We start from the raw sequence: 22,967 nt of genomic DNA, 5'->3' as shown, positions 1-22,967 counted from the left end.
GATGGCGGAGACCGTCCCCATGATCGAGATCCGCGATCTCAGCTTGGCCTTCCCCAACCCGGCGTCGCCGGACGGCCGCACCGTGGTGCTGCGCGACTTCAACCTGTCGGTCGCGCCGGGGGAGTTCATCGCCATCGTCGGCGCGTCGGGGGTGGGCAAGTCCACCCTGTTGCGCGTGGTGGCGGGCCTGGTGCCGCCCAACAGCGGCGCCGTGGCCCATGCCCGCAATGGCGTGTCGAAGGGCCGCCGCCCCTATGGCCTAGTGTTCCAGGACGCCCGCCTGCTGCCCTGGCGCACCGTGCGCGCCAATGTGGCCTTCGGGCTGGAGGGGTTGGGCCTGTCGCGGGCCGAACGGAGCCGGCGGGCGGAAGAGGCGCTGGCCCTGGTGGGCCTGGCCGACAAGGCCGGCCGCTGGCCGCACCAGCTGTCGGGCGGCCAGCGCCAGCGCGTGGCCATAGCCCGGGCGCTGGCGGTGGACCCCGACCTGCTGATGATGGACGAACCTTTCGGCGCCCTGGACGCCATCACCCGGCAGACCCTGCAGGATGAACTGCTGGACCTGTGGCGGCGCACGTCCAAGACCATCCTGTTCGTCACCCATGACATCGACGAGGCCGTCTATCTTGCGGACCGGGTCATCCTGCTGGCGGGATCGCCCGCCACCGTTCGGTCGGAGGACAGGATCGTCACCGTCCGCCCGCGCGCCCGCGACGACAGTGCCGCCCGGGCGCTGGCCACCCGTATCCGCGACCGCCTGTCGGACCTGATGGATGGCGGCGGCATCTAATGTTGCCATTCACGGATGAATAGTTTGTCTAAGGATTTGGGGAATTCCGGGGCATGACTGAATAGGTCAGGGTGGGCATCGATCATTTCGGCCTAAGGACCTGACATCATGCCCATTCCCGCCCTGTCCCGCCTGCGCATCGCCGCCGCCGTGATGGCGCCGCTCATCCTGGGCCAGCCCGCGGCGGCCGCGCCGCCATCCCTGGCCGCCGCCGTGCAGAACCCCGATGCCGTGTGGAACGCGGTGGCGGTGGACGGCGCGCGGGTCTTCCTGGCCGGCCCGCGCTGGACGGGCACCAAGCTGCCGCCGCTGGTGGTGGTGGACGCTGCCGGCACGCCCCGTCCCTATCCGGATGCCGCCTGGAACGCCTGGGCGTCCGGGGCTGATCCGTCCCACGCCTTCGTGAACATCAACGCCATCCACCGCGACGACGCCGGCGGCCTGTGGGTGGTGGATACCGGCGCGCCCGACTTCGGCGGCAACCCGCTGCCGGGCGGGGCCAAGGTGGTGCGCATCGACCTCAAGACCGCGCGGGTTGATCGCATCATTCCCCTGGGGCCTGAAATCGCCCGCCCCGGCAGCTACGTCGACGACATCCGCTTTCACGGCGATCACGCCTACCTGACCGACGCCGGACAGCCCGGCCTGATCGTGCTGGACCTGGTCACCAGCGGCGCCCGCCGCGTGTTGGACCGCCACCCTTCCACCGTGGCGCCGCCTGACCGGCCCATCGTGGTGGACGGGGAAACGGTGATGGCGCCGGATGGGAGGCCTCTGGCCGTGCATTCCGACCCTCTGGAGGTCAGCCCGGACGGCGAATGGCTGTACTATGGGCCCCTGGAAGGGCCGTGGTCGCGAGTGCCCACCCGCCTGCTGGACGATCCCGCCACGCCCGCCGCCACCCTGGCGGCGGCGGTCCAGCCCTGGGTCGACCTGCCGCCGGTGGGTGGCACCGCCATGGGCCCCGACGGCAGCCTGTACTACACCGACCTGGCGGCCAACGCCGTGCGCCGCCGCGCCCCTGACGGCCGCGTGACCACCCTGGCCCAGGACAAGCGCCTGCATTGGGTGGACGCGCCCTATCTGGCGGCGGACGGCACCCTGTGGCTGCCGGCGGCGCAGATGGACCGGGTGGCCTTGTTCCACCATGGGGTCAGCCGCGTGCGGCCGCCCATGACCGTCTTCACGCTCAACACACGCTGAACGCAAAAAAAAGGCCGGGGACACCCCCGGCCTTTTCCGTCACGACAGCGCGCGTCCGCTCAAAACTGGTCTTCCGACAACGCCATCAGGGTGCGGTGACCGGTGCGGATCAGGTCGGCCAGGCCCAGGGACGGGGCCACCACCTGTTCCACGAAGAAGCGGGCGGTGACCAGCTTGCCCTCATGAAAGGCCACGTCCTGGCCCTGGGCCAGCGCCTGGTTGGCGGCGATGGCGCCGCGGGCCAGCAGGAAGGCGCCGGTGACGTTGCCGAACAGGGTCAGGTAGGGCACGGCCCCGGCCGCCGCCGCGCGGGCATCGGCCTTCACATGGGCCACCAGGAAGGACGTCGCCTCTTCCAGCGCGGCGACGCCCCGCTTCAGGCCCTGGGCGATGGCGGCCAGGTCGTCGCCCGGCTGGGCGGCGGCGGCCTCGGCCGTCTCCGCCATCTGGACGAACAGGGCGCGGGCGGTGGCGCCGCCGTCGCGGCCCAGCTTGCGGAACACCAGGTCATTGGCCTGGATGCCGTTGGTGCCCTCATAAATCGGGGCGATGCGGGCGTCACGGTAATATTGGGCGGCCCCCGTCTCCTCGATGAAGCCCATGCCGCCGTGCACCTGCACGCCCAGGCTGGCCACTTCGACGCCGATGTCGGTGCTCCACGCCTTGGCCACCGGGGTCATCAGGTCGTTCAGCAGGCCGGCTTGGCTTGCGGCCTCCGCGTCCGGGTGGTGATGGCGGCCGTCCAGGGAGGCGGCGGTGAAATAGACGATGGCGCGCGCGGCCTCCACCTTGGACCGCATGGTCAGCAGCATGCGGCGCACGTCGGGGTGGTGGATGATGGTCACCGGCTGCGGTCCGCCGGCCACGTCCCGGCTCTGCACCCGGGTCTTGGCGTAGGCCAGCGCCTGCTGGTAGGCGCGATCACCGATGGACACACCCTGCAGGCCAACCCCCAGCCGGGCGTTGTTCATCATGGTGAACATGTACTCGATGCCACGGTTCTCCTCGCCCACCAAGTAGCCCACGCAGGCGCCGTTGTCGCCGTAGCTCATCACGGCGGTGGGGCTGGCGTGGATGCCCAGCTTATGCTCCAGGCTGACGCAATAGGCGTCGTTGCGCTCGCCCGGGGTGCCTTCGGCGTTCAGCAGGAACTTGGGCACGATGAACAGCGAGATGCCCTTGGTGCCCGCCGGCGCGTCCGGCGTGCGGGCCAGCACCAGGTGGACGATGTTGTCCGTCCAGTCATGGTCGCCATAGGTGATGAAGATCTTCTGGCCGCTGACGCGATAGGTGCCGTCGGCCTGGCGCACGGCGCGGGTGCGCACGGCCCCCACATCGGAACCCGCCTGCGGCTCCGTCAGGTTCATGGTCCCGGCCCATTCGCCGGAGATCAGCTTTTCCAGATACAGCGTCTTCTGCTCATCCGACCCGTGGGCGGTCAGCAGTTCCACCGCCCCCTGGGTCAGCAGCGGCCCCAGGGCGAAGGACATGTTGGCGCTGGTCCAGGTTTCCAGCAGGGCGATGAACAGGGTCCAGGGCAGGCCCTGGCCGCCGTGATCGGGGTCGAAGGGCACGCTGTTCCATCCGCCCTCCACGAACTGCCGGTAGGCGTCCTTGAAGCCGTCGGGGGTGCGCACGCCCGTGTCCGTCAATTTGGCGCCTTGGCGGTCGCCCACCACGTTCAGGGGCGCCAGCACGTTGTCGGCCAGCTTGGCGCCTTCCTCCAGCACGGCGTCCACCAGGTCGGGGGTGGCGGCCTCGAAGGCGGGGTAGGCGGCAACTTTGTCCAGGCCGACGACGGAATTCAGGACGAAACGGATTTCCTTCAGGGGCGCTTGATAGGTCATGGTCTCTCGGGTCCTCCCGGGGGACCCGCCGGTGGGGCCCGGCGCCCATCGCTTCAGGACTGGGGGCGGGACCCGGCACGGCCGGCGGGGGTGCTCAATGTTATTGGGCGGGCGGGCCCGATCATTGAGCGGAAGGGCCACGTCCCGTCGACGCGGGGCCCATCCTGCCGGGACGGCGGCGGGCGGGCAAGCGTCGCCGAAAGTCCGGCCCGAATCCCGCCGCCGCGACAGGCTGGCACGTCCCTTGCTTTCCCTTTAGGCCAGCATCGGATCGGCCCCCATCGGCCGGTCGTTTTCCAGGTAAGTGAGGTCCGGTCGTGATCAGCGCGCTGTCCACCACGCAGTTGACTGCAGCACAGGGTTTGGCGTCCTCCGCCCCCGCCAAGATCGTGGCGGCGGTGCAGCAGGCCAGCGCCAAGGCCGGGGTAGATTTTTCCTATCTGCTGAAGCAGGCGTCGGTGGAAAGCGGCTACAACACCAACGCCAAGGCCAGCACCAGCAGCGCCACCGGCCTCTACCAGTTCACCGACTCCACGTGGCTGAACATGGTACAGCAGCACGGCGCCGAGGTCGGGCTGGGCCAGTACGCCGCCGCCATCAAGACCCGCGGCGACGGCAGCGCCTACGTCTCCGATCCCGCCACCCGGCAAAAGATTCTCGACCTGCGCAAGGACGCCGACACCTCGGCCATGATGGCGGCGGCGCTGGCCCAGGACAACAAGACCACGCTGCAGCAGCAGGTGGGCGGCACCATCGGCGGGACCGAGCTGTACCTGGCCCATTTCCTGGGCGCCGGCGGCGCTTCCAAGTTCCTGAACGCGCTGAAGAAAAATCCCAACCAGGCGGCGGACGCCGTGGTGCCGGACGCGGCCGACGCCAACGACGCCGTCTTCTACGACACCAACGGCAAGGCCCTGTCCCTGGGCCAGGTCTACGACCGCTTCGCCAAGAAGTTCGACGGCACGGGCGGGGCCAGCGCGGACAAATATGCCGGGTCCACCACCCTGGGCACCGTGCAGACGGCCGACAGCACGTCGCAGCCCTGGGACATGGTGCGGGGCGCCAGTTCGTCCAAGATGCCGCTGTCCACCTACACCATCATGATGCTGAACGCCCTGGCCGCGCCCACCGAGGACGAGGACCAGGACAACAAGGACGGCTACAGCCAGCAGGAACAGCGCATGACCACCAACCGTGCGCCCAACATGGCCGCCGCCTACATGGCCAGCGCCTAAAGGCTGGTACCTTCCGGCGCCGCCGGCACGGCCAGCCAGGCCTTCACGCCGCCGTCGCTGACCTGCCCCAGCTGACCGCCGCACTGCCGCGCCAGCTGTTCCAGCAGCAGGTGACCCAGGCCGGTGTGGGGCGGGTGGGGATGGTGGGCGCCAAGGGTGCCGGAATCTTCTGCCGGCCCGGCCGTTGTTGCCGGGCTTTCGCCGTTGGGGGCGGGCGGTGGCAGGCCGACGCCGTCATCCTCCACCCGCAACACCCATCGCTGCCCCTCCGTGCCCAGGCGCACGGCCACGGTGCCGGGCCGCCCGGCGGGGAAGGCGTATTTCAGCGCGTTGGTCAGCAGTTCATTGGCGGCCAGGCCCAGGGTCACGGCGGCCCGCTGCGGCAGCTTCAGGTCCTCGACCTCGACGGTGAAGGTGATGGGCCGGCCGGCGACATGGGCGGCGGCCAGGTTCTCCACCAGTTGGCCCAGGAAGGCGCGGGCGGGCACGAAAGGCTCGCGCTGCAGCCGCTGCAGGCTGGAATAGACCAGGCCCAGCACCCGCACCCGTTCCCCGGCCTTGGCCAGCTCCCCCGCCTCCTTGGCGCCGACACGGCTTTCCGCCACCATCAACAGGCTGGACACGGACTGCAAGTCATTGCGGATGCGGTGGTAGATTTCACGCAACAGCATGGCCTGCTGCTCCTCCCCCGCCGCCAGGGTGTCCAGGGCGTCATGCAGGGCCGCGATGATGGACACCACCACCAGGCTGATGACGACGAACAGGGCGGGGCCCGCCCAGCCCCTCGGCGGCAGGGCCGCCAGCCGGTCGGGCAGGGCGGCCAGCTGTTGCGTCCAGGGCAGGCCGTCGGTGGCCGGCGCGAAGAAGGGCAGGGCCAGCGTCGTGCTCAGGACCACGGCCAGCAGGCCGGGCCCGACCCCGAACCACAGCGTGCCCAGCACCAGGGCGGGGAAGAAATGCACCACGGGATAGCCGTCCAGCACATCGTCCAGCGCGATGCGCACGCCGAACGACAGGCACACCAGCAAGGCGGCCCCGGCGTAGCGTACCGGCGCTGATCGCCGCCGCAGGGACAGGAAGGTCGTGATGAACGGCTTCATGGCGGCTGATCATACAGTCGCCTCGGCCGAACGCACTAATGCGGATGGCTAGGATCGTTGGGGGTACGGCCGTCAGAAATGGACCAGGGCCGGATCTTCCGACCGGCCGGCCATCATCTGCCCGCCGCACACGCCACCGGTCATCTGGGGTGGAACGGATACGACGGTATCGCCATCATCGGCCAACGGGGCATGGCCCACCTGGGTGCCACCCCGCAGCAGCCTAAGGTAAAGGGGCACCGGGGAGGAATGGGGGCCAATGGGGGTCGAGGTCTTGCCAGGCATAGGCTCTCTCCCTCTCTTGGGGTGGTCCGGCGGCTTACACGCGGCGGCACCACGGGGCTCCTTTATCTCTACAACCAAGGGTCTCATGACCCCCGAGTCGCCGTCAATTGACGCCAAAGGTCAGTACCGGCCTATGCCTGCGCCCGGCTTTCCCGAAAAATCCTGCCTATTGGGGTAAGATTTTACCAGGGTTCATGAGGTCGCGGGGATCCAGCAGGCGTTTCAAGCTTGCCATAAGATCGATTTCCAGGGGTGACCGCGCGCGTGCCAGTTCGTTGCGTTTCTTGTTGCCGATGCCGTGCTCCGCGCTGATCGAGCCGTCCAGCTCCAGCACCACGTCGTGCACCGCCCGCATGATCCGCTCACCCAGGGCCAGGAAGGCGTCGCGGTCGGCCGGGTCGTCGGTGTCCGGCCGGGCGATGTTGTAGTGGATGTTGCCGTCGCCCAGATGGCCGAAGGGGTAGGGCCGGGCCCCGGGGCACAAGGCCGCCACCGCCTGGTTGGCGCGCTCGATGAACTGGGGGACGCGGCTGACCGGCACGGCCACGTCATGGTGCAGGGCGCCGCCCACCTTGCGCCCGATCTCCGGCAGGCCCTCGCGCAGTCGCCACAGTTTCTGCCGCTGGTCGCCGCTGGCGGCCAGGGTGGCGTCCGTCGCCTCCCCCGCCTCGATGGCCTCGGCCAGCGCGGCCTCCACCGTTTCGCGCAGGGCGTCGCCGGGGGTGCCCGCCGTCAGCTCCGCCAGAATGTACCAGGGGGATGGTTCGGACAGCGGGTCGTTCTGTTCACCCAGGTAACGGGCCGCGCCGTCGATGGCGAAGCGCGGCATGATCTCGAAGGCCGACACGGCATCGCCGCTGGACTGGCGCAGGCGTTTCAGCAGGCGCAGGGCGGCGGTCACGTCGGGCACGGCCACCAGCGCCGTTTCCATCTGGCGCGGCCGGGGCACCAGCGACAGGGTGGCGGCGGTGATGATGCCCAGCGTGCCCTCCGCACCCAGGAACAGGTGCTTCAGGTCATAGCCGGTGTTGTCCTTGCGCAGGCGGCGCAGGCCGTTCCACACCTGACCGTCGGGCAGCACCACCTCCAGCCCCAGCACCTGGGCGCGGGCGTTGCCGTAGCGCAGGGTCAGGATGCCGCCGGCGTTGGTCGACAGGTTGCCGCCGATGGTGCAACTGCCCTCGGCGCCCAGGCTCAGGGGGAACATCAGGTCCACGTCGTTGGCCGCCTGCTGCACCGTGGCCAGGATGACACCCGCCTCGACCGTCATGGTGTGGTCCAGGGGATCGATCTCGCGGATGCGGTTCAGGCGGCCCAGGTTCAGCAGCAGGGTGCCCTCCGCCGCCAGGGCGCCGCCCACCAGGCCGGTGTTGCCACCCTGGGGCACCAGGGCGATGCCAGCCTCGGCCGCCAGGCGCACCACGGCCGCCACCTCCGCCGTCGTCGACGGGCGCAGCAGAGCCAACGGCACGCTGACGGCGTTGCCGCGCGCCTCCGTCAGGTAGGGCGCCTGCGCCTGCGCGTCGGTGATGAAACCGCTGGGGCCCAGCAGGTCGGAAAGGGCCGCCAGGCAGGCCTGGGTGGCGGCGGAAGGGCGGGTGCTCATGGGACTTCATCCGGTATCAGGGCCACCAGGTCGGTCACGCCCACGTCCTGGCCGGCCTGGGTCAGCAGGGTGGTGGCCTGGCCGCGATGATGGGTCTGGTGGTTGAAGAAATGCACGATCAGGTCGCCGAAGCGGCGGGCGCAGGTCTTGCCGGCGCTGCTGGTGTAGGTCAGCACCTGGTTCAGGTCGCAGGCGCGCACACTGGCGGCCCAGCGGCCGATGGCGGCGTCCATCACCTGGCGGTCGGCCGCCAGGCTGGCCAGGTCGGTATAAAGCGCCTCATCCAGGCGCGTGGGCACGGGCAGGTCCATGACCGGGTCCAGGGTGGCGTAGCCGGCGGGATGGGTGCGGAAGCGCCGCAGCCACATCAGGTCCGCCACCATGAGATGGTTCATCGTGCCCAGGATGGAGCGGAAGAAGGCCCCCCGGTCGGCGGTCAGGGCCTCGGCCGGCAGCCGCGCCGCCGCCTCCAGCACCTTGGTGTTCATCCAGGCGTTGTACTGGGCCAGAAGGACGATGTGCCGGGGCTCTGTCATGGGGCGGCCTCAACTCCGGGGCGGGGACGCCAGAGTGTCCGCTCCCGCCCGCTGGGATCAAGTGCTAACGGTGTGGTCCGTTAACCGGTTCCGTCTCAGGGCCGGGGGGCCGCCGCCCGACGCAAGCGGTCATTGATGGCCAGGCCCAGGCCCACGTCGGGGATGGTCATGACGGCGATGCCGCAGAGGCCGGGCTTGTCCAGCCGGCGCAGCATGGCGAACAGGTTGGCGGCTGCCTCGTTCAGGTCGCCGGTGGGCGAGAGGTTCAGCCGCTCCGCCCCGCCCAGGACGAAGCGGTCGGGGCCGAAGCCCAGCAAGGCCTCATCCTTCGCCGCGTTCAAGGCGTTCAGGCGGACGGGCAGGCCGGGGGCGTAGTGGCTTTCCAGCATGCCCGGCGCCTTGAGCCCGGCATGGGGCGCGCCAGCGCCCGGGGTGGTCGCGCGCTGGATGGGGCCCAGCACGGCCTCGATCTCCTCTGGCGTGATGGAACCTGGGCGCAGCAGCACGGGATGCTCGCCCGACAGGTCCAGCACGGTGGATTCCACCCCCACCGGGCAGCGGCCATCCGCCAGGATCAGGGCCAGCCGGCCGCCGCCGCCATCGGGAAATTCCTCCCGCACATGGATGGGGGCGGTGGGGCTGACATGGCCGGACCGGTTGGCGCTGGGGGCGGCGATGGGCCGGCCGCTGGCCTGCAGCAGGGCGCGGGCGGTGGGATGGCGCGGCACCCGCACCGCCACCGTGTCCAGCCCGGCGCTGACCAGCAGCGACAGGGCGGCATCCGGCCGCCGGGGCAGGACCAGGGTCAGGGGGCCGGGCCAGTACAGGTCGGCCATCTGGCGCGCCCGCTCATCCATCACGGCGTAACGCTCCACCGCCTCGACATCGGGCAGATGGACGATCAGGGGGTTGAAGCTGGGGCGGCCCTTGGCGGCGAAGATGTCGGCGACCGCCTGGTCGTTGCCGGCGTCACCGCCCAGGCCGTAGACCGTCTCCGTCGGGAAGGCCACCAGCTTGCCGCCAGCCAGCGCCTGCGACGCGCGGGCCAGCGCCTCTGCGCTGGGCGGGGACATGTCGGGGGCGGCCTGAGGGTAAGGGCGATCGGTCACGGGGGCGGCACCTGGTAAAGGAGGTCACCCTATCTAGCCCACCCGCCGGCCGGGTCCAAGGGGGGCGGCCGCAGGGCCGGCCCCCCCTTTTGGGGCATCACCCATTGTGCACTGCACACTTGCCCGCCACCGCCGCCGGGTCCACACTGCCGGCCACGGTCATTCCTGAAGGGGGGAGCCATCATGGCGGGTCACGTCGTCACCATCGCGCAGCAAAAGGGCGGGGCGGGCAAGACCACGCTGGCCATCCAGCTGGCCGTGGCCTGGTCGCTGGCCGGCCTGCGGGTGGCGGTGGTGGACATCGACCCCCAGGGCAGCCTGACCGCCTGGTTCGGCCTGCGCGCGCAGGCCCTGGATGATCCCGGCCTGACCCACATGCAGATCAACGGCTGGCGCACGCAGAAAGAGGTGGAGCGTCTGGCGCGGGAACATGACGTGGTGGTGGTCGACAGCCCCCCGCATGCCGAGACGGAGGCGCGCATCGCCGTGCGCGTGGCCGACCTGGTGGTGGTGCCGGTGCAGCCCAGCCCCATGGACCTGTGGGCCACCCGCCCGACGCTGGAGATGGCCAAGGCGGAAAAGCGGGCGGTGCTGGTGACGCTGAACCGCGTGCCGCCCCGCGCCAAGCTGGCCGACCGCCTGACGGAGGCGGTGGCGGGATTGGGCGTGCCCATGGCCGAGGCGGCCATCGGCAACCGCGTCGGCTTCGCCGGCGCCATGATGGACGGCCTGTCCCTGCAGGAAACCGACCGCCGTGCCAAGGGGTCGGAGGAAATCGCCGCCCTGGCCGGCGAAATCCTGGCCCGGCTGGGCGGCACCCTGACGGCCGGAACCCGCAGCGCCAGCGCCTGAGACTTGGCGCCACCCGCGCGGGATGCCTTGGTGAACCGACCTTCCCGATGACCTTCCTGTCCCGCCTTCTCGGCCGCCGGCCGGTTCCCGCCACCGTCGCCACGCTCGCCCCGGCGCTGCCGCCGCTGCTGATCGTGGAGCGGGTGGTGACGCGCGTGGCCAACCTGGAGGTCGTCGAGGTGCCGGGCGACATCCGGGGCGGCCGGCCGGAGCGGACGCTCCACGCCCTGCTGGTCGACGAGGCGACCGGCCTGGCGCGGCAGGGGCCGCTGGTGTCGCGCACCCCGGATGGCCTGTTCGAGGGCGATATGCGCTGTGACCGCGTCACCGTTCCGCCCTTCCCCACGGGCCGCGGCCCCGTCTACTGGTTGTTCGTGGCCGAGACGGATGAGGCGCCGGATGCCCAGGCGCTGGCGCCGGCACTGCTGGCCTTGGCCCGCACCCTGGGGGACCGGCCGCCCCTGGGCGCCCTGTGCTACGGCACGCCGCCGGACGCCAGCGGCGGCATCCGCTTTTCCATGTTGAGTGACCATCCCGATCCCCAGGGCCTGCCGCCCCTGGACCAGCCGGTGGTGGATGAGGCGGCACTGACCCCCGAACAGCGGCAGTGGCGGCGCGAGGGCGTGGTCCTGCTCAAGGGCTTCCTCGGCGATGACCTGCTGGACCCCTACATCAGGCGGCGGGAGCAGGTGGACCGGGCGCTGGGCTGGATCACCCCCACCCCCTACATGCAGGTGGAGGAGTTGCGGCGCATCTGCCTGCATCCGCCGCTGATGGCCATCATGAACGGCCTGATCGGGGAGGAGATGATGCTGCATCTCAACCTCACCGGCTGGGCCTCGACCGAGCGCAACTGGCACCAGGACGAATATCTCAGCCCGCCCTTCGTCAACGGCTGGTACGCGGCGGTGTGGATCGCGCTGGAGCGTATCGACCCCGATTCCGGGCCGTTCGAATACGTGCCGGGCTCCCACCGCTGGCCCTTGCTGCAGGGGGAGAGGGTGCGGCAGTTCATGACCGCGGCGGAGCGCGACCGCGTCACCGGCACCACCGGCAGCGCCTCCTGGCCCCATCTGACGGAACGCTTCGTCACCCCGGCCATCGAGGCGGAGATCGCGGCCCAGGGGGTGGAAACGCGCCGTTTCCTGGGGGAAAAAGGCGACGTGCTGATCTGGCATGGCCGATTGATGCACCGGGGCTCGGCGCCGAAGCGTCCGGGGTTGGAGCGGCGGTCGCTGATCGGCCACTACACCGGCGTGAACCACCGCCTGGACATGCCCAACCGGCGGTTCGACCACGGCGGTCACTACGCCGTGTTCGATTATCCGTTGAAGTAGGCCATTGAAATAGGCGCGGGCGGACCTCCCCAGCCGGTCTGATCTGTGCCAAGCTGACGGGCAGCCGCGCCGTCAGAGGCCGCCCCATGACCGTTCCCATGACCGTTCCGTCCTCCCGTCTCGTGTCCGTCCGCCGCCATGACGGCGCGCGGGACGCGTGGCACGTGGCCAGCTTGGCGCCGCCGCCGGCCCTGTCCGGCTTGGTGGATGGCTATGCCGACTATCGCGAGCGGACCAGCTTCACCACCCGTCGGGAATTGCCCCACGCCCAGGCCGTCCTGATCGTCAACCTGGCGGAACCCATTGGTATCGTCGGCGGCGATGGGCGGCAAATCACCGTGCGCGCGGGGGAGGGATTCGTGGCCGGCGCCCACCTGGCGCCGGCCCTGTCCCGGTCGGGCGGCACCCAGGCGGGCATGCATGTCTTCCTGCCGCTTTCCAGCCTGCGGCGTCTGCTGGGATGCCCGTTGACGGATCTGGTCGACCGCGTGGCGCCCCTGGACGCCGTCCTAGGGTCGGCGGCACTGCAACTGGGGCAGGCGCTGGCGGAGGCGCCGGACGGGGCCGGGCGCATGGCCGTGCTGGACGACGCGCTCACCCGCCGCTTCGCCGCCCTGCCGGGCCTGCCGCTGGCGCAGATGCACGCGCTGGCCCTGCTGCGCCACCGGCCCGACCTGGACATCGCCGACATCGCGCGGGAGATCGGGTGGAGCGCCAAGCACCTCGCCGCCCGCGTGAAGGATGCGCTGGGCGTGGGCCCGCGCACCTATCGGCGCCTGATGCGGTTCGAGGCGCTGACCAGACGGCTGGGGGGCGCGCCGATGGAGGGCGCCAGCGGCGGCTGGGCCGGTGTCGCCATCGACGCCGGCTATTGCGACCAGTCGCACATGATCCGCGAGTTCCGGGAGTTCGCCGGCCTTACCCCCGGACAATACCTGGCCCGGTCCCTGCCGGACGGCGGTGGCCTGGTCGAGAGCGGCCCAGGGGACGGCACGGTGGCGGGGTAAGTTCAGATCCAATCCAGGCCGCGTCGTCGGGCCCTATGGTCGGGCGGCGGCATCGTCGCCGCCTGAGAGGAGACTGATCGCCATGCCCACCAGCCCGCTGATCCCCTGCCTGCGCTATCGGGATGCGCCGGCCGCCATCGACTTCCTGTGCGCCGCCTTCGGATTCCAGCGCCACGCCGTCTATGCCGACGACCAGGACCCCGGCCTCATCCACCATGCCCAGCTGACGCTGGGCGATGGCATGGTCATGCTGGGATCGGCCCGGCCCGGGCCGTCCACCGACGCCTATCGCTGGAAAACGGCGGCGGAGGCCGGGGGCGTGACGGGCTGCGTCTACATCATCGTCGACGACCTGGATGCCCACCACGCCCGCGCCCGCGCCGCCGGGGCGGAGATCGTGACCCCGCCGCACGACAACGAGGGCTACCCCGGCCGCGGCTACCACGCCCGTGATCCCGAAGGGAACAGCTGGAGCTTCGGCACCTACGACCCCTGGGTGCCGCTCTGAGGGAGGCGATCCGGCGACCAGCGGCGGGCGAGTCCGGCCCGCCGCTTCACCCCCGCTTACAGCGCCTTCACCGCTTCCAGCACGGCGTCGACATGGCCGGGCACCTTGACCTTGCGCCACACCTTGGCCACCTGGCCGTCCTTGTCGATCAGGAAGGTGGCGCGCTCGATGCCGAAATAGGTGCGGCCGTACATATTCTTTTCCACCCACACGCCATAGCGCTCGCACACGTCGGTGTCGGCGTCCGAGGCCAGGGTGAAGGGCAGGTTGTACTTCTTCTTGAACTTGTCGTGGCTGGCCACGCTGTCCTTGGACACGCCGATGATGGTGGCGTCCACCTTCTCGAAGTGCGGCAGGGATTCGCCGAAGCCGCAGGCCTCGGCCGTGCAGCCGCTGGTGTCATCCTTGGGGTAGAAGTACAGCACCACCGGATGGCCCTTCAGGGACGACAGGGTGACGCTGCCGCCACCATCGGTGGGCATGGTGAAATCCGGGGCGGGGGTTCCGACCTCAACGGCCATGGTGATTTTCCTTCCTGGGTTCGTGCCTAGGTTTCTGACGCCGCTGGTACGGCCCAGCCCGCCAATTGGATCAGGGGGCTCGCGGCGGCAGGCGGGCGGCGGGTTCCTCCACCACCTTCTGGAACAGGGCGTGGGCCTGGGCCGCCGCGGCGCGGATCTTTGCCTCCGCCGCGTCGAAGTCAAGGCCCCCAGGGTTATTGTTTCCCACGGCTTCCGCCAGGGCCAGGCGCAGGGCCGGCGGTGCCTCCGCCACCTTGACCTCGCCCGCCACCGTCAGGCGCAGGAAGGCCTGCACCCGGCGCCACAGGCGGTGGATGTCGATCAGGGCGTCGGCGTCCGCCGCGTCCAGCAGCCCGGCGTCCCGCAGGCGGGCCAGGGCGCCGGTGGTGTTGGGGTCCAGGATGCCGGGATGGTCGGCGGCATGGCGCAGGGTCAGGTATTGCACCAGGAACTGGATGTCGACCATGCCGCCGCGCACATGCTTCACCGACCAGGGGTCCTTGGTGTGGTGCTCCTTGTCCATGCGGACGCGCATGTCGGCGACGTCGGCCAGCAGCTTGTCCGGATCGCGCGGCTGCACCAACACGGCGCGGATGGCGTCGGTCAGCCGTGCCCGTAGGGCCGGCGGGCCGGTCAGCACCCGGGCGCGCGTCAGGGCCATATGCTCCCACGTCCAGGCGCTTTCGCGCTGATAGCGGATGAAGGCGTCCAGGCTGACGGCCAGCGGCCCCTTGTTGCCTGACGGGCGCAGGCGCATGTCCACCTCATACAGCGCCCCCTCGGCCGTGGGCACGGTGATGGCGTTGATCAGGCGCTGGGTCAGGCGGATGAAGTACTCGCTGGGCGACAGCGGCTTGGGTCCGTCCGATTGGTCGGCCCCTTCCGGCACCTGGTAGACGGTGATGAGGTCGAGGTCCGACCCCAGGGACAGCGACCCCGCCCCCAGCCGCCCCATGGCCAGGATGGCCATGCCGGTCCCCTCATCCGTTCCGGCAGCGAAACGGCCGTGGCGGGGGGCGAACTCCGCCTCCACCCGCTCATGCAGGACGGCCAGCGCCGTGTCCGCCACCTCGGTCAGGAAGGGGCCGCACTGGTCGCCATCGGCCAAATGGCGCAGGATCTGGATGCCGGCGCGCAGGCGTTGGTCGCTGGTCCAGCGCCGTGTCAGGTCCAGCACCTCCTCGAAATGGTGGGCGTCGGCCAGCTGGCGGAACAGCCCCTCGCGCAGTTCCTGGGCGTCCGGCAGGTGGTCGAAGAAGCCGGGGGTCAGCACGGCGTCCAGCTGCGATGGGCGTCGCGACAGGCTGTCGGCCAGGCGCGGCGCCGTGCCCATGATCAGGGCCACCAGCTCCAGCAGCTTGGGGTTGGCGTAGAACAGGCTGAACAGCTGCACCCCGGCGGGCAGGCGGCTCAGGAACTCATCGAACTTCAGGAAGGCCTGGTCGGGCTGGGCCGTGCCGCCCAGGGCCGCCAGCAGGGTGGGCACCAGCTCCGTCAGCAGTTCGCGCGCGCGGGTGCTGCGGGTGGCGCGATAGCGGCCGTGGTGCCAGGCGCGGATTTGGGCGGCCACGGCCGAGGGGTTCTGGAATCCCAGGCCCCGCAGGGTGGTGATGGTGTCCGGGTCGTCCTCCGTCCCGGTGAAGACCAGGTTGCCGGGACCGGACAGGGGTGGCGCCTCCTCGAACAGGGCGGCGTAGCGATCCTCCACCCGGCCCAGGGTGGCCAGCAACTCCGTCCGGAAGGTGTCGGCGTCGGCATAGCCCAGGAAGGTGGCGATGGCGGCCACGCCGGCGTCGTCCACCGGCAGCTTGTGGGTCTGCTGGTCGTCCACCATCTGCACCCGATGCTCCACCCGGCGCAGGAAGCGGTAAGCCGCCTTCAAATCCTCCGCCGCGTCCTCGCCCACCCGGCCGGCGGCCACCAGGGCGTCCAGGGCCATCATGGTGGCGGGGATGCGCAGATGGGCGTCGCGCCCGCCGAAGATCAACTGCTGCGTTTGGGCGAAGAACTCGATTTCGCGGATGCCGCCCCGGCCCAGCTTGATGTCGTGGCCGTTCACCGCCTTGTCGCGATGGCCCTTGTGCGCGCCGATCTGGCGCTTGATGGAATGGATGTCCTGGATGGCGGCGAAGTCCAGGCTGCGGCGCCAGACGAAATGGCGGATCAGGCCCATGAAGTCCTGGCCGGCCTTGCGGTCGCCGGCCACCGGCCGCGCCTTGATCATGGCCGCCCGCTCCCAGTTCTGGCCCAGGCTGCCGTAATAGGCCTCGGCCGCGGAGACGGAGACGGCCAGGGGCGTGGCGCCGGGGTCGGGGCGCAGGCGCAGGTCGGTGCGGAAGACGTAACCGTCCACCGTCCGCTCCTCCATGATGCGCACCAGGTCGCGGGCCAGGCGCACGAAGGTGCGGGTCATCTCATCCGGGTCGCGGGCCTGCACCACGCCGTCGTCGTAAAGGACGATCAGGTCGATGTCGCTGGAGTAGTTCAGCTCCAGCGCCCCGAACTTGCCCATGGCCAGCACGATCAGGCCGCTGCCGGCCTCGGGGTCGTTCTCGGCGTCCGGCAGGCGGATCTCGCCCTTGGCGGCCAGCTGGCGCAGCAGGTGGCGGGCGGTCAGGCGCAGGGCGGCCTCCGCCAGCTGGCTCAGCGCGCCGGTCACCCGCTCCAGCGTCCACGCCTCCGCGATGTCGGCGGCGGCGATCAGCAGGGCGGCGCGGCGCTTGGCCACGCGCAACGCCTTCATCAGCCGGTCGGTGGTGGTGGCCCCTCCCACTTCGGCCCACAACCTCTCCAGCAGGTCCATGAAGGCGGCGTCGAAGCCCTGCGTTGCCATCTGCCGGAAGAACGCCTGTTCCTTCAGCAGGGCCTGGCCCAGGAAGGGGCTGTTGCCCAGGATGGCCCGCAGCAGGGCCCCGCCCGCCTCATCCGCCGCGTAGGTTCGGGCGAATTCCGCCAGTTCCGTGTCGCCGGAGTCCTCCGCCCGGCGCTGCCAGGACTCCAGCCCGCGGGCCAGAAGTTCGGCATCTGCCGCTTGGGGTAGGGATTTCGCATTGAACATGGATGTCTGACCGGGCTATGCCAGGAAACGGGTCTTGCCCCCGTGTAAACCTGTCCATCGTGACCCTATGTTGCTGGGACTGGACAGGGGTGGGGCGGGGCCCCGTTCGCTGTTCGCCGTTTCGCGGTTGTGGGTTCCCGGGGCAGAGTGCCCAAGGGTCCGCAACGCGGTCAAGCCATGCCGGAAGTCTGAGCCTTTGCCCCGTCCGTCCCCGCCCATCCCCCCCGCCGAGCCGCCTTCCGAGGTGCCGACCGGGACGCAGGCGTCCGGCGAACAAGGGGACATGGGCCTGCGCGTGCCGGGGCGGCGTCCACCCGATCCCATCGCCCCGCCCCCACCCAAGCCGCCGCGCAAGCGCCGGGGCATGATCGGCCACGCGGCCCTGGTCGTCCTGGAACTGGCGGCGGGCCTGCTGCTGGTGGTCCTGGTCACGGCCGGCCTTCTGTCCTGGCGGCTCAGCCGGGGGCCCATGCCCATTTCCTGGTTCGCGCCCTATCTTGAGCAGGCGGTGAATTCGGGGGGAGCGTCCATATCTCCGTCCACAAGGTGCTGCTGGCCAAGGCGGCCAAGGGCGCCACGGTGGAAGTCCTGGCCGATGACGTGGTGTTGACGGGCACGGGCGGCGCCACCGTGGCGACGCTGCCGGAATTCCGCGTGGCCCTGTCGGTGCCGGCCCTGCTGCACGGCCGTCTGGCCCCCACCCGCATCGTGCTGGTGCGCCCGCGGCTGAACGCCATCCGCGAGGTTGACGGCCGTTTCCGCCTGGCGCTGATGTCGGATGACGACACCGACGACGGCAATGACTTCATGGCGGACCTGATCGCGGCGCTGAAGCGGCCGCCGGACCCGCTGGAACCCCTGGGCGCGCTCACCAAGCTGGTGGTGTCCGAGGCGCGGCTGTCGGTGGACAACCGCCAGCTGGGCCTGGTGTGGTCCGCCCCTCGGGCCGACATCTCCCTGACCCGCGACCGCCGGGGCATCAGCGGCAACGCCCAGCTGGTGGTGGACCTGGGCGGGCATATGACGCAGGTGGCGGCCGAGTTGGGCTATCGCCTGGCCGACGGCACCATCAGCGCGGTCGGCCATTTCTCCGGCGTCAGCCCGGCGGACTTGGCGCGCATCACCCGCGCGTCCGATGGCGTGCTGGCGGCGGTGGGCGGTATCGACATGCCCCTGGCCGGCACGGTGACCCTGGACCTCGCCTCCGACTTCTCCCCCCGCATCTTCGACGTGGCGCTCAGCGGCACGGCCGGCACGGTCACTCTGCCGGGCCGGCTGAAGGCGCCGCTGGCGGTGGCCAACCTGGACCTGCAGGCGCGGCTGGAACCGGGGGGGCTGACCCTGAACCACCTGAACCTGACCCTGCCCGGGTCCGGCGGGCCGGCGCCCGCGTCCACCGTTATGCTGACGGGCAAGGGGGTGAAGCGGGACGACGGCAGCTATCGCGTGACCCTGGCCACCGAGGTCAAGTCCGTGCCGTTGAGCGCGCTGGACGCGCTGTGGCCCCTGGACGCCCTGCCCAAGCCGCGCGCCTGGATCATGCAGAACCTGTCGGACGGCGCCTTCGACAAGGTGACCTTCAATTTCGAGGGCAACGCCCCGCCCGACCTGTCGGACATGGTGCCCAACCGCATGACGGCCAACTTCGCCTTCTCCGGCGCCACCGTGAACTATATGGACGGCTTGCCCAAGGTGAAGGATGTCGGCGGCACGGCCACCTTCGACGGCGGGCATTTGGGCATTGAACTGACGCGGGGCCGCCTGCTCGATCTGGCGCTGGGCACTTCCCGCCTGGACATCACCGGCCTGGACAAGACGGCGCAGAAGATGGAAATGACGCTGCCCGTCAGCGGCCCCATCTCCTCCGCGCTCACCGTCATCGACACCCCGCCCCTGGGCTATGCCAAGAAGGTCGGCTTGGTGCCGGCGGCGGTGGCCGGCACGGCCGACATGACCCTGCGCTTCGACTTTCCGCTGGTCGCCACCCTGAAGATGGACCAGGTGAAGCTGGGCGTGCAGGCGCACCTGAGGAACGTGGCGGCTGATAACATCGTGGCCGACATCAAGGCGTCGGACGGCGACCTGAACCTGGTGCTGGACAACAAGGGCATGGACACCAACGGCACCGCCCGATTGAACGGCATGCCGGCCCGCATCCTGTGGCGCGAGAATTTCCCGGCGGAGGCGCCCATCGGCACCCGTGTCGCGCTGCAGGCGACGGCCGGCGACCGCGACCGCCAGCTGTTCCACTTGGATTTCCCCGATTGGGTGCGCGGCCCCGTGGGCGTCAACATGGTCTATACCCGTGACGCCCAGCACCAGGAGACCATCCTGGCCGACCTGGACCTGACCAAGTCGGCCCTGGCCGTGTCCCTGATGGACTGGCGCAAGGTGACGGGCGTGCCGGCCTCCGGCCATGTCGAGGTGGGCTTCGACCAGGGCCGGCCGCTGCACGTCACCCGCTTCCAGCTGAAGTCGGAGGGGATGGAGGCGTCGGGCAGCATGGACCTGAAGCACGACTTCTCCATCGGCCACATCGCGGTCGACCGCTACCGCCAGGGGCGCACCGACGCCGCCATGACGGTGGACGTGGATGACGCGGGCGGCATGCGGATCAAGGCGGCCGGTCCCTCCATGGACGCGCGGCCCTTCCGCCGCTCCGCCAGCGGCGGCGGCAACGGCCGGCCCCCGACCGAGGCGGAGCTGAAGGCGCTGGACGCGCGGCCGCCGCTGGACATCGACTTCAACTTCGACAAGGTGGTGACGGCCAATGGCGGGCGCGAGATCGGCGCCAGCAAGGGCCAGTTCGCCCGCCGGGGCCGCAGCTGGCGCTCCGTCGTGCTGGACAGCCGCATCGGCAAGGACAATGCCGGCCACCTGGCCTTGCGCTACGTGCCGGACGGCAACGCCATGGCCCTCACCATCACCTCGGACGACGCGGGCGCCGCCCTGCAGCAGCTGGATGTGCTGGACCACCTGCGCGGCGGCAAGCTGGTAGTGAAGGGCCACAGCACCCCCGGCGACCCGCATGAGGTGGTGGACGGCACCCTGGACGTCACCGATTACCAGGTGGTGGAGGCGCCGGTCATGGCGCGCCTGCTGTCGGCGGCCAGCTTCCAGGGCTTCTCCGACTTCATGAGCGGCGCCCCCATCACCTTCGCCAAGCTGGAGGGGGGCTTCCACTGGACCGACACCGGCGTCAGCTTCCACGACGTCCGCACCTCGGGTGCCGCCATCGGCCTGACCATGGAGGGGGAGATCAACCTCAGCCGCGGCATGGCCGACCTTCAGGGCACCATCGTGCCCTTCAGCACCTTCAACAAGCTGCTGGGCGCCATCCCCATCGTCGGCGACCTGCTGACGGGCGGCGAGGGGCAGGGGCTGCTGTCGGCCACCTACCGGGTGAAGGGCCCGCTGGACGACCTGGACGTGTCGGTCAACCCGCTGGCCGTGCTGGCCCCCGGCTTCCTGCGCAACCTGTTCTTCCTGTCGCCCACGGATGAGGACGGCAAGCCGGAGACGAAGCCCGTCCCCCGGAAGAAGCCGGCCAAGCCGGCGGCCGGCCCTGTAACATCCGACCAGGCCGTACCCGACACGCCGAAGTAGCAGGACTTTCCGGCCGGGTGCTATCCTGGAGCGGGATCGATCCTGGCGTTGGGGTGGGCGTATGCTTGGTGGCGTGTCGGCGTTGGTCCGTCCTCATGATCCGGCAGACCTGGACCGGGCCTTCCTGGAAAAGCGGCGCCTGCACCTGCGCACCGGCCAGGCGGACGCCTTCGCCCGGCTGCTGCCCTGGTCGCTGATCAACGCCCAGGTGACGCTGGCCGGCCTGCACAACGGCCGCCTGCGCCTGGTCCGCTCCGGCCAGGATGTGCCCTATGAGGCGGTGGTGGGCCGCAACAAGGCGGGCCAGATGTTCCTGAAGACAGCCGCCCTGCACGAGCAGATCGGCCAGGGACTCAGCCTGGCGCTGAACCACCTGCACCATGTCTCCCCCCGCGTCGCCGCCCTGGTCGCGGCGGTGGAGCGGCGCTACCGCGTGCGCGGCGGGGCCAACGCCTATGTCAGCTTCCAGCGGGATGGCGCGCTGGCCCCCCACTGGGACAACCACGACGTCATCATCCTGCAGATATGGGGGAGAAGCGCTGGCGCTGCCACGGCGCCCGCGCCGTCCATCCCCTGGTCAGCCGCAGCTATGCCACTGTGGCGGAGGCGGGGCCGGTGGAGTGGGAGGACACCTTGCGGCCCGGCGACCTGCTGTACATCCCACGCGGCGACATCCACTGGGCGGCGGTGGCGGAGGGCGGCCATTCCGCCCACCTGACCATCAACCTGGGTGGCCTGCGGGCCAAGGACATGCTGCGCGCCCTGGCCGGCCGGCTGGAGGGGGGCGAGGCCGCCTTCCGGGAAGAGGTCATGGCCGTGGCCGATGAGGCGGCGACACGCCGGCAGCTGTCCGCGCAGGCCGATCTGCTGCGGGACGCCTTGGACGCGCCCGACCTGCCGGCCCTGTTCACCCAGCTGGATGCGGAGCGGGAGGCGTTCCAGCCCATGAACCTGGGCCTGGACCGTACCCTGTCCGACACCACTGAAATCCATCCCGCCGCGCGCGGCCCTGGGCCGGCTTCGGCCAAGCAGCCACCCGACCAGCGGCGGGTGCTGACGCAGCTGCTGGCCACGGACGGCGCCCGGCTGGGCGAACTGAAGCGGGCCCTGGCGGACATGGAGGGCGTCGCCGTGGCGGATGCGGTGGCCGGCCTTGCCCGCGCCGGCCAAGTCTGGCTGTTCGACTGAACCTCAGCGACCGCTCTTGGCATCCCGGATCATGTTGCGGGCGATGACCAGTTGCTGGATCTGGCTGGTGCCCTCATAGATGCGGAACAGGCGGACGTCGCGATAGAAGCGCTCCACCCCGTATTCGGCCATATAGCCGGCGCCACCGTGGATCTGCACGGCGCGGTCGGCCACACGCCCCACCATCTCCGAGCAGAACAGCTTGGTGCAGGCGGCCTCCGTGCCCACGTCGTGGCCGGCGTCGCGCTGGCGCGCCGTCTCTAGCACCATGCAGCGGGCGGCGTAGGCCTCCGTCCGGCTGTCGGCCAGCATGGCCTGCACCAATTGGAATTCGGCGATGGGCTGGCCGAACTGCTGCCGGTCCAGGGCGTAGGCCAGGCTGTCGCGGATCAGGCGCTCGGCCACGCCCACGCAGACGGCACCGATGTGCAGGCGCCCCCGGTCCAGCACCTTCATGGCGGTGCGGAAGCCCTGGCCCTCGCGTCCGCCGAGGATGTTGGCCGCCGGCACCCGCGCGTCCTGGAACACCACATCGGCGGTGTGGCTGCCCTTCTGTCCCATCTTGCGGTCCACCGGGCCGACACTGACCCCCGGCGTGCCGGCCTCCACCAGGAAGGCGGTGACGCCCTTGGCGTCGCGGCTGGCGGGATCGGTGCGGGCGAAGACGGTGAACAGGCCGGCGTGCGGCGCGTTGGTGATGAAGCGCTTGGTGCCGTTCAGCACGTAATGGTCGCCCTCGCGCCGGGCGCTGGTGCGCAAGCTGCCGGCGTCGGATCCCGCCTCCGGCTCCGTCAGGGCGAAGGCGCTGATCATTTCGCCGGCCGCCAGCTTGGGCAGGTAGTGGCGCTTCTGCGCCTCCGTCCCATCGATGACCAAGCCTTGCGAGCCGATGCCGTTGTTGGTGCCGATGAGCGAGCGGAAGGCGGGGGAGGTCTGGCCCAGCGCGAACGCCACCTGCACCTCCTCCGCCATGGACAGGCCCAGGCCGCCGTATTCCTCGGGGATGGACAGGCCGAACAGGCCGAGGTCCCGCATCTCGGCTACGATGTGGGGCGGGATGGCGTCATCCTCCGCCACTTGGTGTTCCAGCGGCACCAGGCGGTCGCGCACGAAGCGGCCCACGGTGTCCAGCAGCTGGTTCAGCGTCTCTTGGTCCAAGGCCATGGGTCATCCTTTTATGTT

17 protein-coding genes and 1 pseudogene are annotated in these 22,967 nt (G+C 70.5%); 9 read left to right on the top strand and 9 right to left on the bottom strand.

Annotated elements, in window-relative coordinates:
- The first annotated feature begins 1 nt into the window (after position 1).
- Both UAJ10_RS28535 and UAJ10_RS28530 read left to right on the top strand, forming a co-directional pair.
- The gene (locus tag UAJ10_RS28535; protein ID WP_416235411.1) at positions 2-787 is read left to right on the top strand and encodes an ABC transporter ATP-binding protein; all 786 of its coding nucleotides are present in this window, start codon (positions 2-4) and stop codon (positions 785-787) included.
- Between the two features lie 108 nt (positions 788-895).
- Positions 896-1,990 carry an L-dopachrome tautomerase-related protein gene (locus UAJ10_RS28530; protein ID WP_322918767.1) on the top strand — a complete coding sequence of 365 codons (1,095 nt, stop codon included), beginning with the start codon at positions 896-898 and terminating at the stop codon, positions 1,988-1,990.
- A 59-nt stretch (positions 1,991-2,049) separates the two neighbouring features.
- On the opposite strand, the gene UAJ10_RS28525 is transcribed toward UAJ10_RS28530, so the two are convergent.
- A complete protein-coding gene (locus UAJ10_RS28525; RefSeq protein ID WP_322918766.1) occupies positions 2,050-3,837 on the bottom strand; it encodes an acyl-CoA dehydrogenase in 1,788 nt (595 codons plus the stop codon).
- Positions 3,838-4,154: 317 nt separating this feature from the next.
- Here UAJ10_RS28525 and UAJ10_RS28520 point away from each other — a divergent pair, with 317 nt between their 5' ends.
- On the top strand, positions 4,155-5,072 hold the full coding sequence (locus UAJ10_RS28520) for a transglycosylase SLT domain-containing protein (protein ID WP_322918765.1): 918 nt from the start codon (positions 4,155-4,157) through the stop codon (positions 5,070-5,072).
- Here UAJ10_RS28520 and UAJ10_RS28515 read toward each other — a convergent pair.
- The 5 genes from UAJ10_RS28515 to UAJ10_RS28495 all read right to left on the bottom strand — a co-directional run bounded on the left by UAJ10_RS28515 (position 5,069) and on the right by UAJ10_RS28495 (position 9,672).
- Entirely contained in the window at positions 5,069-6,172 is a 1,104-nt protein-coding gene (locus UAJ10_RS28515; RefSeq protein ID WP_322918764.1) for a sensor histidine kinase, read from the bottom strand. The genes UAJ10_RS28520 and UAJ10_RS28515 overlap by 4 nt on opposite strands.
- Positions 6,173-6,244: 72 nt before the next feature.
- Complete coding sequence (locus UAJ10_RS28510) at positions 6,245-6,457, bottom strand: hypothetical protein (RefSeq protein ID WP_322918763.1); 213 nt, start codon at positions 6,455-6,457, stop codon at positions 6,245-6,247.
- Positions 6,458-6,623: 166 nt separating this feature from the next.
- On the bottom strand, positions 6,624-8,063 hold the full coding sequence (locus UAJ10_RS28505; protein WP_322918762.1) for an FAD-binding oxidoreductase: 1,440 nt from the start codon (positions 8,061-8,063) through the stop codon (positions 6,624-6,626).
- Complete coding sequence (locus UAJ10_RS28500) at positions 8,060-8,599, bottom strand: DinB family protein (RefSeq protein WP_322918761.1); 540 nt, start codon at positions 8,597-8,599, stop codon at positions 8,060-8,062. Before UAJ10_RS28500 ends, UAJ10_RS28505 begins: the two co-directional genes overlap by 4 nt.
- Positions 8,600-8,694: 95 nt before the next feature.
- Positions 8,695-9,672, bottom strand: coding sequence for an L-threonylcarbamoyladenylate synthase (locus UAJ10_RS28495; protein WP_322919068.1), 978 nt, complete (start codon positions 9,670-9,672; stop codon positions 8,695-8,697).
- Between the two features lie 219 nt (positions 9,673-9,891).
- On the opposite strand from UAJ10_RS28495, the gene parA reads away from it, so the two are divergent.
- The 4 genes from parA to UAJ10_RS28475 all read left to right on the top strand — a co-directional run bounded on the left by parA (position 9,892) and on the right by UAJ10_RS28475 (position 13,412).
- Positions 9,892-10,560 carry a ParA family partition ATPase gene (parA, locus tag UAJ10_RS28490; RefSeq protein WP_322918760.1) on the top strand — a complete coding sequence of 223 codons (669 nt, stop codon included), beginning with the start codon at positions 9,892-9,894 and terminating at the stop codon, positions 10,558-10,560.
- 47 nt (positions 10,561-10,607) lie between these two features.
- Positions 10,608-11,897, top strand: a complete 1,290-nt coding sequence (locus UAJ10_RS28485) for a phytanoyl-CoA dioxygenase family protein (RefSeq protein ID WP_322918759.1) — start codon at positions 10,608-10,610, stop codon at positions 11,895-11,897.
- Between the two features lie 86 nt (positions 11,898-11,983).
- Positions 11,984-12,904, top strand: a complete 921-nt coding sequence (locus UAJ10_RS28480; protein WP_322918758.1) for a helix-turn-helix domain-containing protein — start codon at positions 11,984-11,986, stop codon at positions 12,902-12,904.
- An 82-nt stretch (positions 12,905-12,986) separates the two neighbouring features.
- Positions 12,987-13,412, top strand: a complete 426-nt coding sequence (locus tag UAJ10_RS28475; RefSeq protein WP_322918757.1) for a VOC family protein — start codon at positions 12,987-12,989, stop codon at positions 13,410-13,412.
- Positions 13,413-13,468: 56 nt separating this feature from the next.
- Here the strand turns inward: UAJ10_RS28475 and bcp are convergent, their stop codons facing one another.
- Both bcp and UAJ10_RS28465 read right to left on the bottom strand, forming a co-directional pair.
- Positions 13,469-13,933, bottom strand: a complete 465-nt coding sequence (gene bcp / locus UAJ10_RS28470) for a thioredoxin-dependent thiol peroxidase (protein WP_322918756.1) — start codon at positions 13,931-13,933, stop codon at positions 13,469-13,471.
- A 70-nt stretch (positions 13,934-14,003) separates the two neighbouring features.
- Positions 14,004-16,991 (bottom strand): bifunctional [glutamine synthetase] adenylyltransferase/[glutamine synthetase]-adenylyl-L-tyrosine phosphorylase, encoded by a 2,988-nt coding sequence (locus UAJ10_RS28465; protein ID WP_322918755.1) that lies wholly within the window; start codon positions 16,989-16,991, stop codon positions 14,004-14,006.
- A gap of 546 nt (positions 16,992-17,537) precedes the next feature.
- Here UAJ10_RS28465 and UAJ10_RS28460 point away from each other — a divergent pair.
- Both UAJ10_RS28460 and UAJ10_RS29980 read left to right on the top strand, forming a co-directional pair.
- Positions 17,538-20,597, top strand: a complete 3,060-nt coding sequence (locus tag UAJ10_RS28460) for a YhdP family protein (protein ID WP_322918754.1) — start codon at positions 17,538-17,540, stop codon at positions 20,595-20,597.
- Between the two features lie 61 nt (positions 20,598-20,658).
- Positions 20,659-21,785: pseudogene (locus tag UAJ10_RS29980) on the top strand (JmjC domain-containing protein).
- A 3-nt stretch (positions 21,786-21,788) separates the two neighbouring features.
- On the opposite strand, the gene UAJ10_RS28445 reads toward UAJ10_RS29980, so the two are convergent.
- The gene (locus UAJ10_RS28445) at positions 21,789-22,949 is read right to left on the bottom strand and encodes an acyl-CoA dehydrogenase family protein (RefSeq protein ID WP_322918752.1); all 1,161 of its coding nucleotides are present in this window, start codon (positions 22,947-22,949) and stop codon (positions 21,789-21,791) included.
- Positions 22,950-22,967: the final 18 nt, after the last annotated feature.

Source organism: Nitrospirillum guaranorum (assembly GCF_034653275.1).
Classification (GTDB): domain Bacteria; phylum Pseudomonadota; class Alphaproteobacteria; order Azospirillales; family Azospirillaceae; genus Nitrospirillum.
The sequence above is the reverse complement of the archived record's forward strand: the minus strand, read 5'-3'. Positions and strand labels throughout refer to the sequence as shown.

Bases quoted from the DNA above. Each gene is read 5' to 3' on its own strand.
- UAJ10_RS28505 (WP_322918762.1), bottom strand. From the start codon at position 8,063: ATGAGCACCCGCCCTTCCGCCGCCACCCAGGCCTGCCTGGCGGCCCTT.
- UAJ10_RS28475 (WP_322918757.1), top strand. From the start codon at position 12,987: ATGCCCACCAGCCCGCTGATCCCCTGCCTGCGCTATCGGGATGCGCCG.
- UAJ10_RS28445 (WP_322918752.1), bottom strand. From the start codon at position 22,949: ATGGCCTTGGACCAAGAGACGCTGAACCAGCTGCTGGACACCGTGGGC.
- UAJ10_RS28465 (WP_322918755.1), bottom strand. From the start codon at position 16,991: ATGTTCAATGCGAAATCCCTACCCCAAGCGGCAGATGCCGAACTTCTG.
- UAJ10_RS28530 (WP_322918767.1), top strand. From the start codon at position 896: ATGCCCATTCCCGCCCTGTCCCGCCTGCGCATCGCCGCCGCCGTGATG.
- bcp (WP_322918756.1), bottom strand. From the start codon at position 13,933: ATGGCCGTTGAGGTCGGAACCCCCGCCCCGGATTTCACCATGCCCACC.
- UAJ10_RS28500 (WP_322918761.1), bottom strand. From the start codon at position 8,599: ATGACAGAGCCCCGGCACATCGTCCTTCTGGCCCAGTACAACGCCTGG.
- parA (WP_322918760.1), top strand. From the start codon at position 9,892: ATGGCGGGTCACGTCGTCACCATCGCGCAGCAAAAGGGCGGGGCGGGC.
- UAJ10_RS28480 (WP_322918758.1), top strand. From the start codon at position 11,984: ATGACCGTTCCCATGACCGTTCCGTCCTCCCGTCTCGTGTCCGTCCGC.
- UAJ10_RS28515 (WP_322918764.1), bottom strand. From the start codon at position 6,172: ATGAAGCCGTTCATCACGACCTTCCTGTCCCTGCGGCGGCGATCAGCG.
- UAJ10_RS28495 (WP_322919068.1), bottom strand. From the start codon at position 9,672: ATGTCCCCGCCCAGCGCAGAGGCGCTGGCCCGCGCGTCGCAGGCGCTG.
- UAJ10_RS28485 (WP_322918759.1), top strand. From the start codon at position 10,608: ATGACCTTCCTGTCCCGCCTTCTCGGCCGCCGGCCGGTTCCCGCCACC.
- UAJ10_RS28535 (WP_416235411.1), top strand. From the start codon at position 2: ATGGCGGAGACCGTCCCCATGATCGAGATCCGCGATCTCAGCTTGGCC.
- UAJ10_RS28510 (WP_322918763.1), bottom strand. From the start codon at position 6,457: ATGCCTGGCAAGACCTCGACCCCCATTGGCCCCCATTCCTCCCCGGTG.
- UAJ10_RS28525 (WP_322918766.1), bottom strand. From the start codon at position 3,837: ATGACCTATCAAGCGCCCCTGAAGGAAATCCGTTTCGTCCTGAATTCC.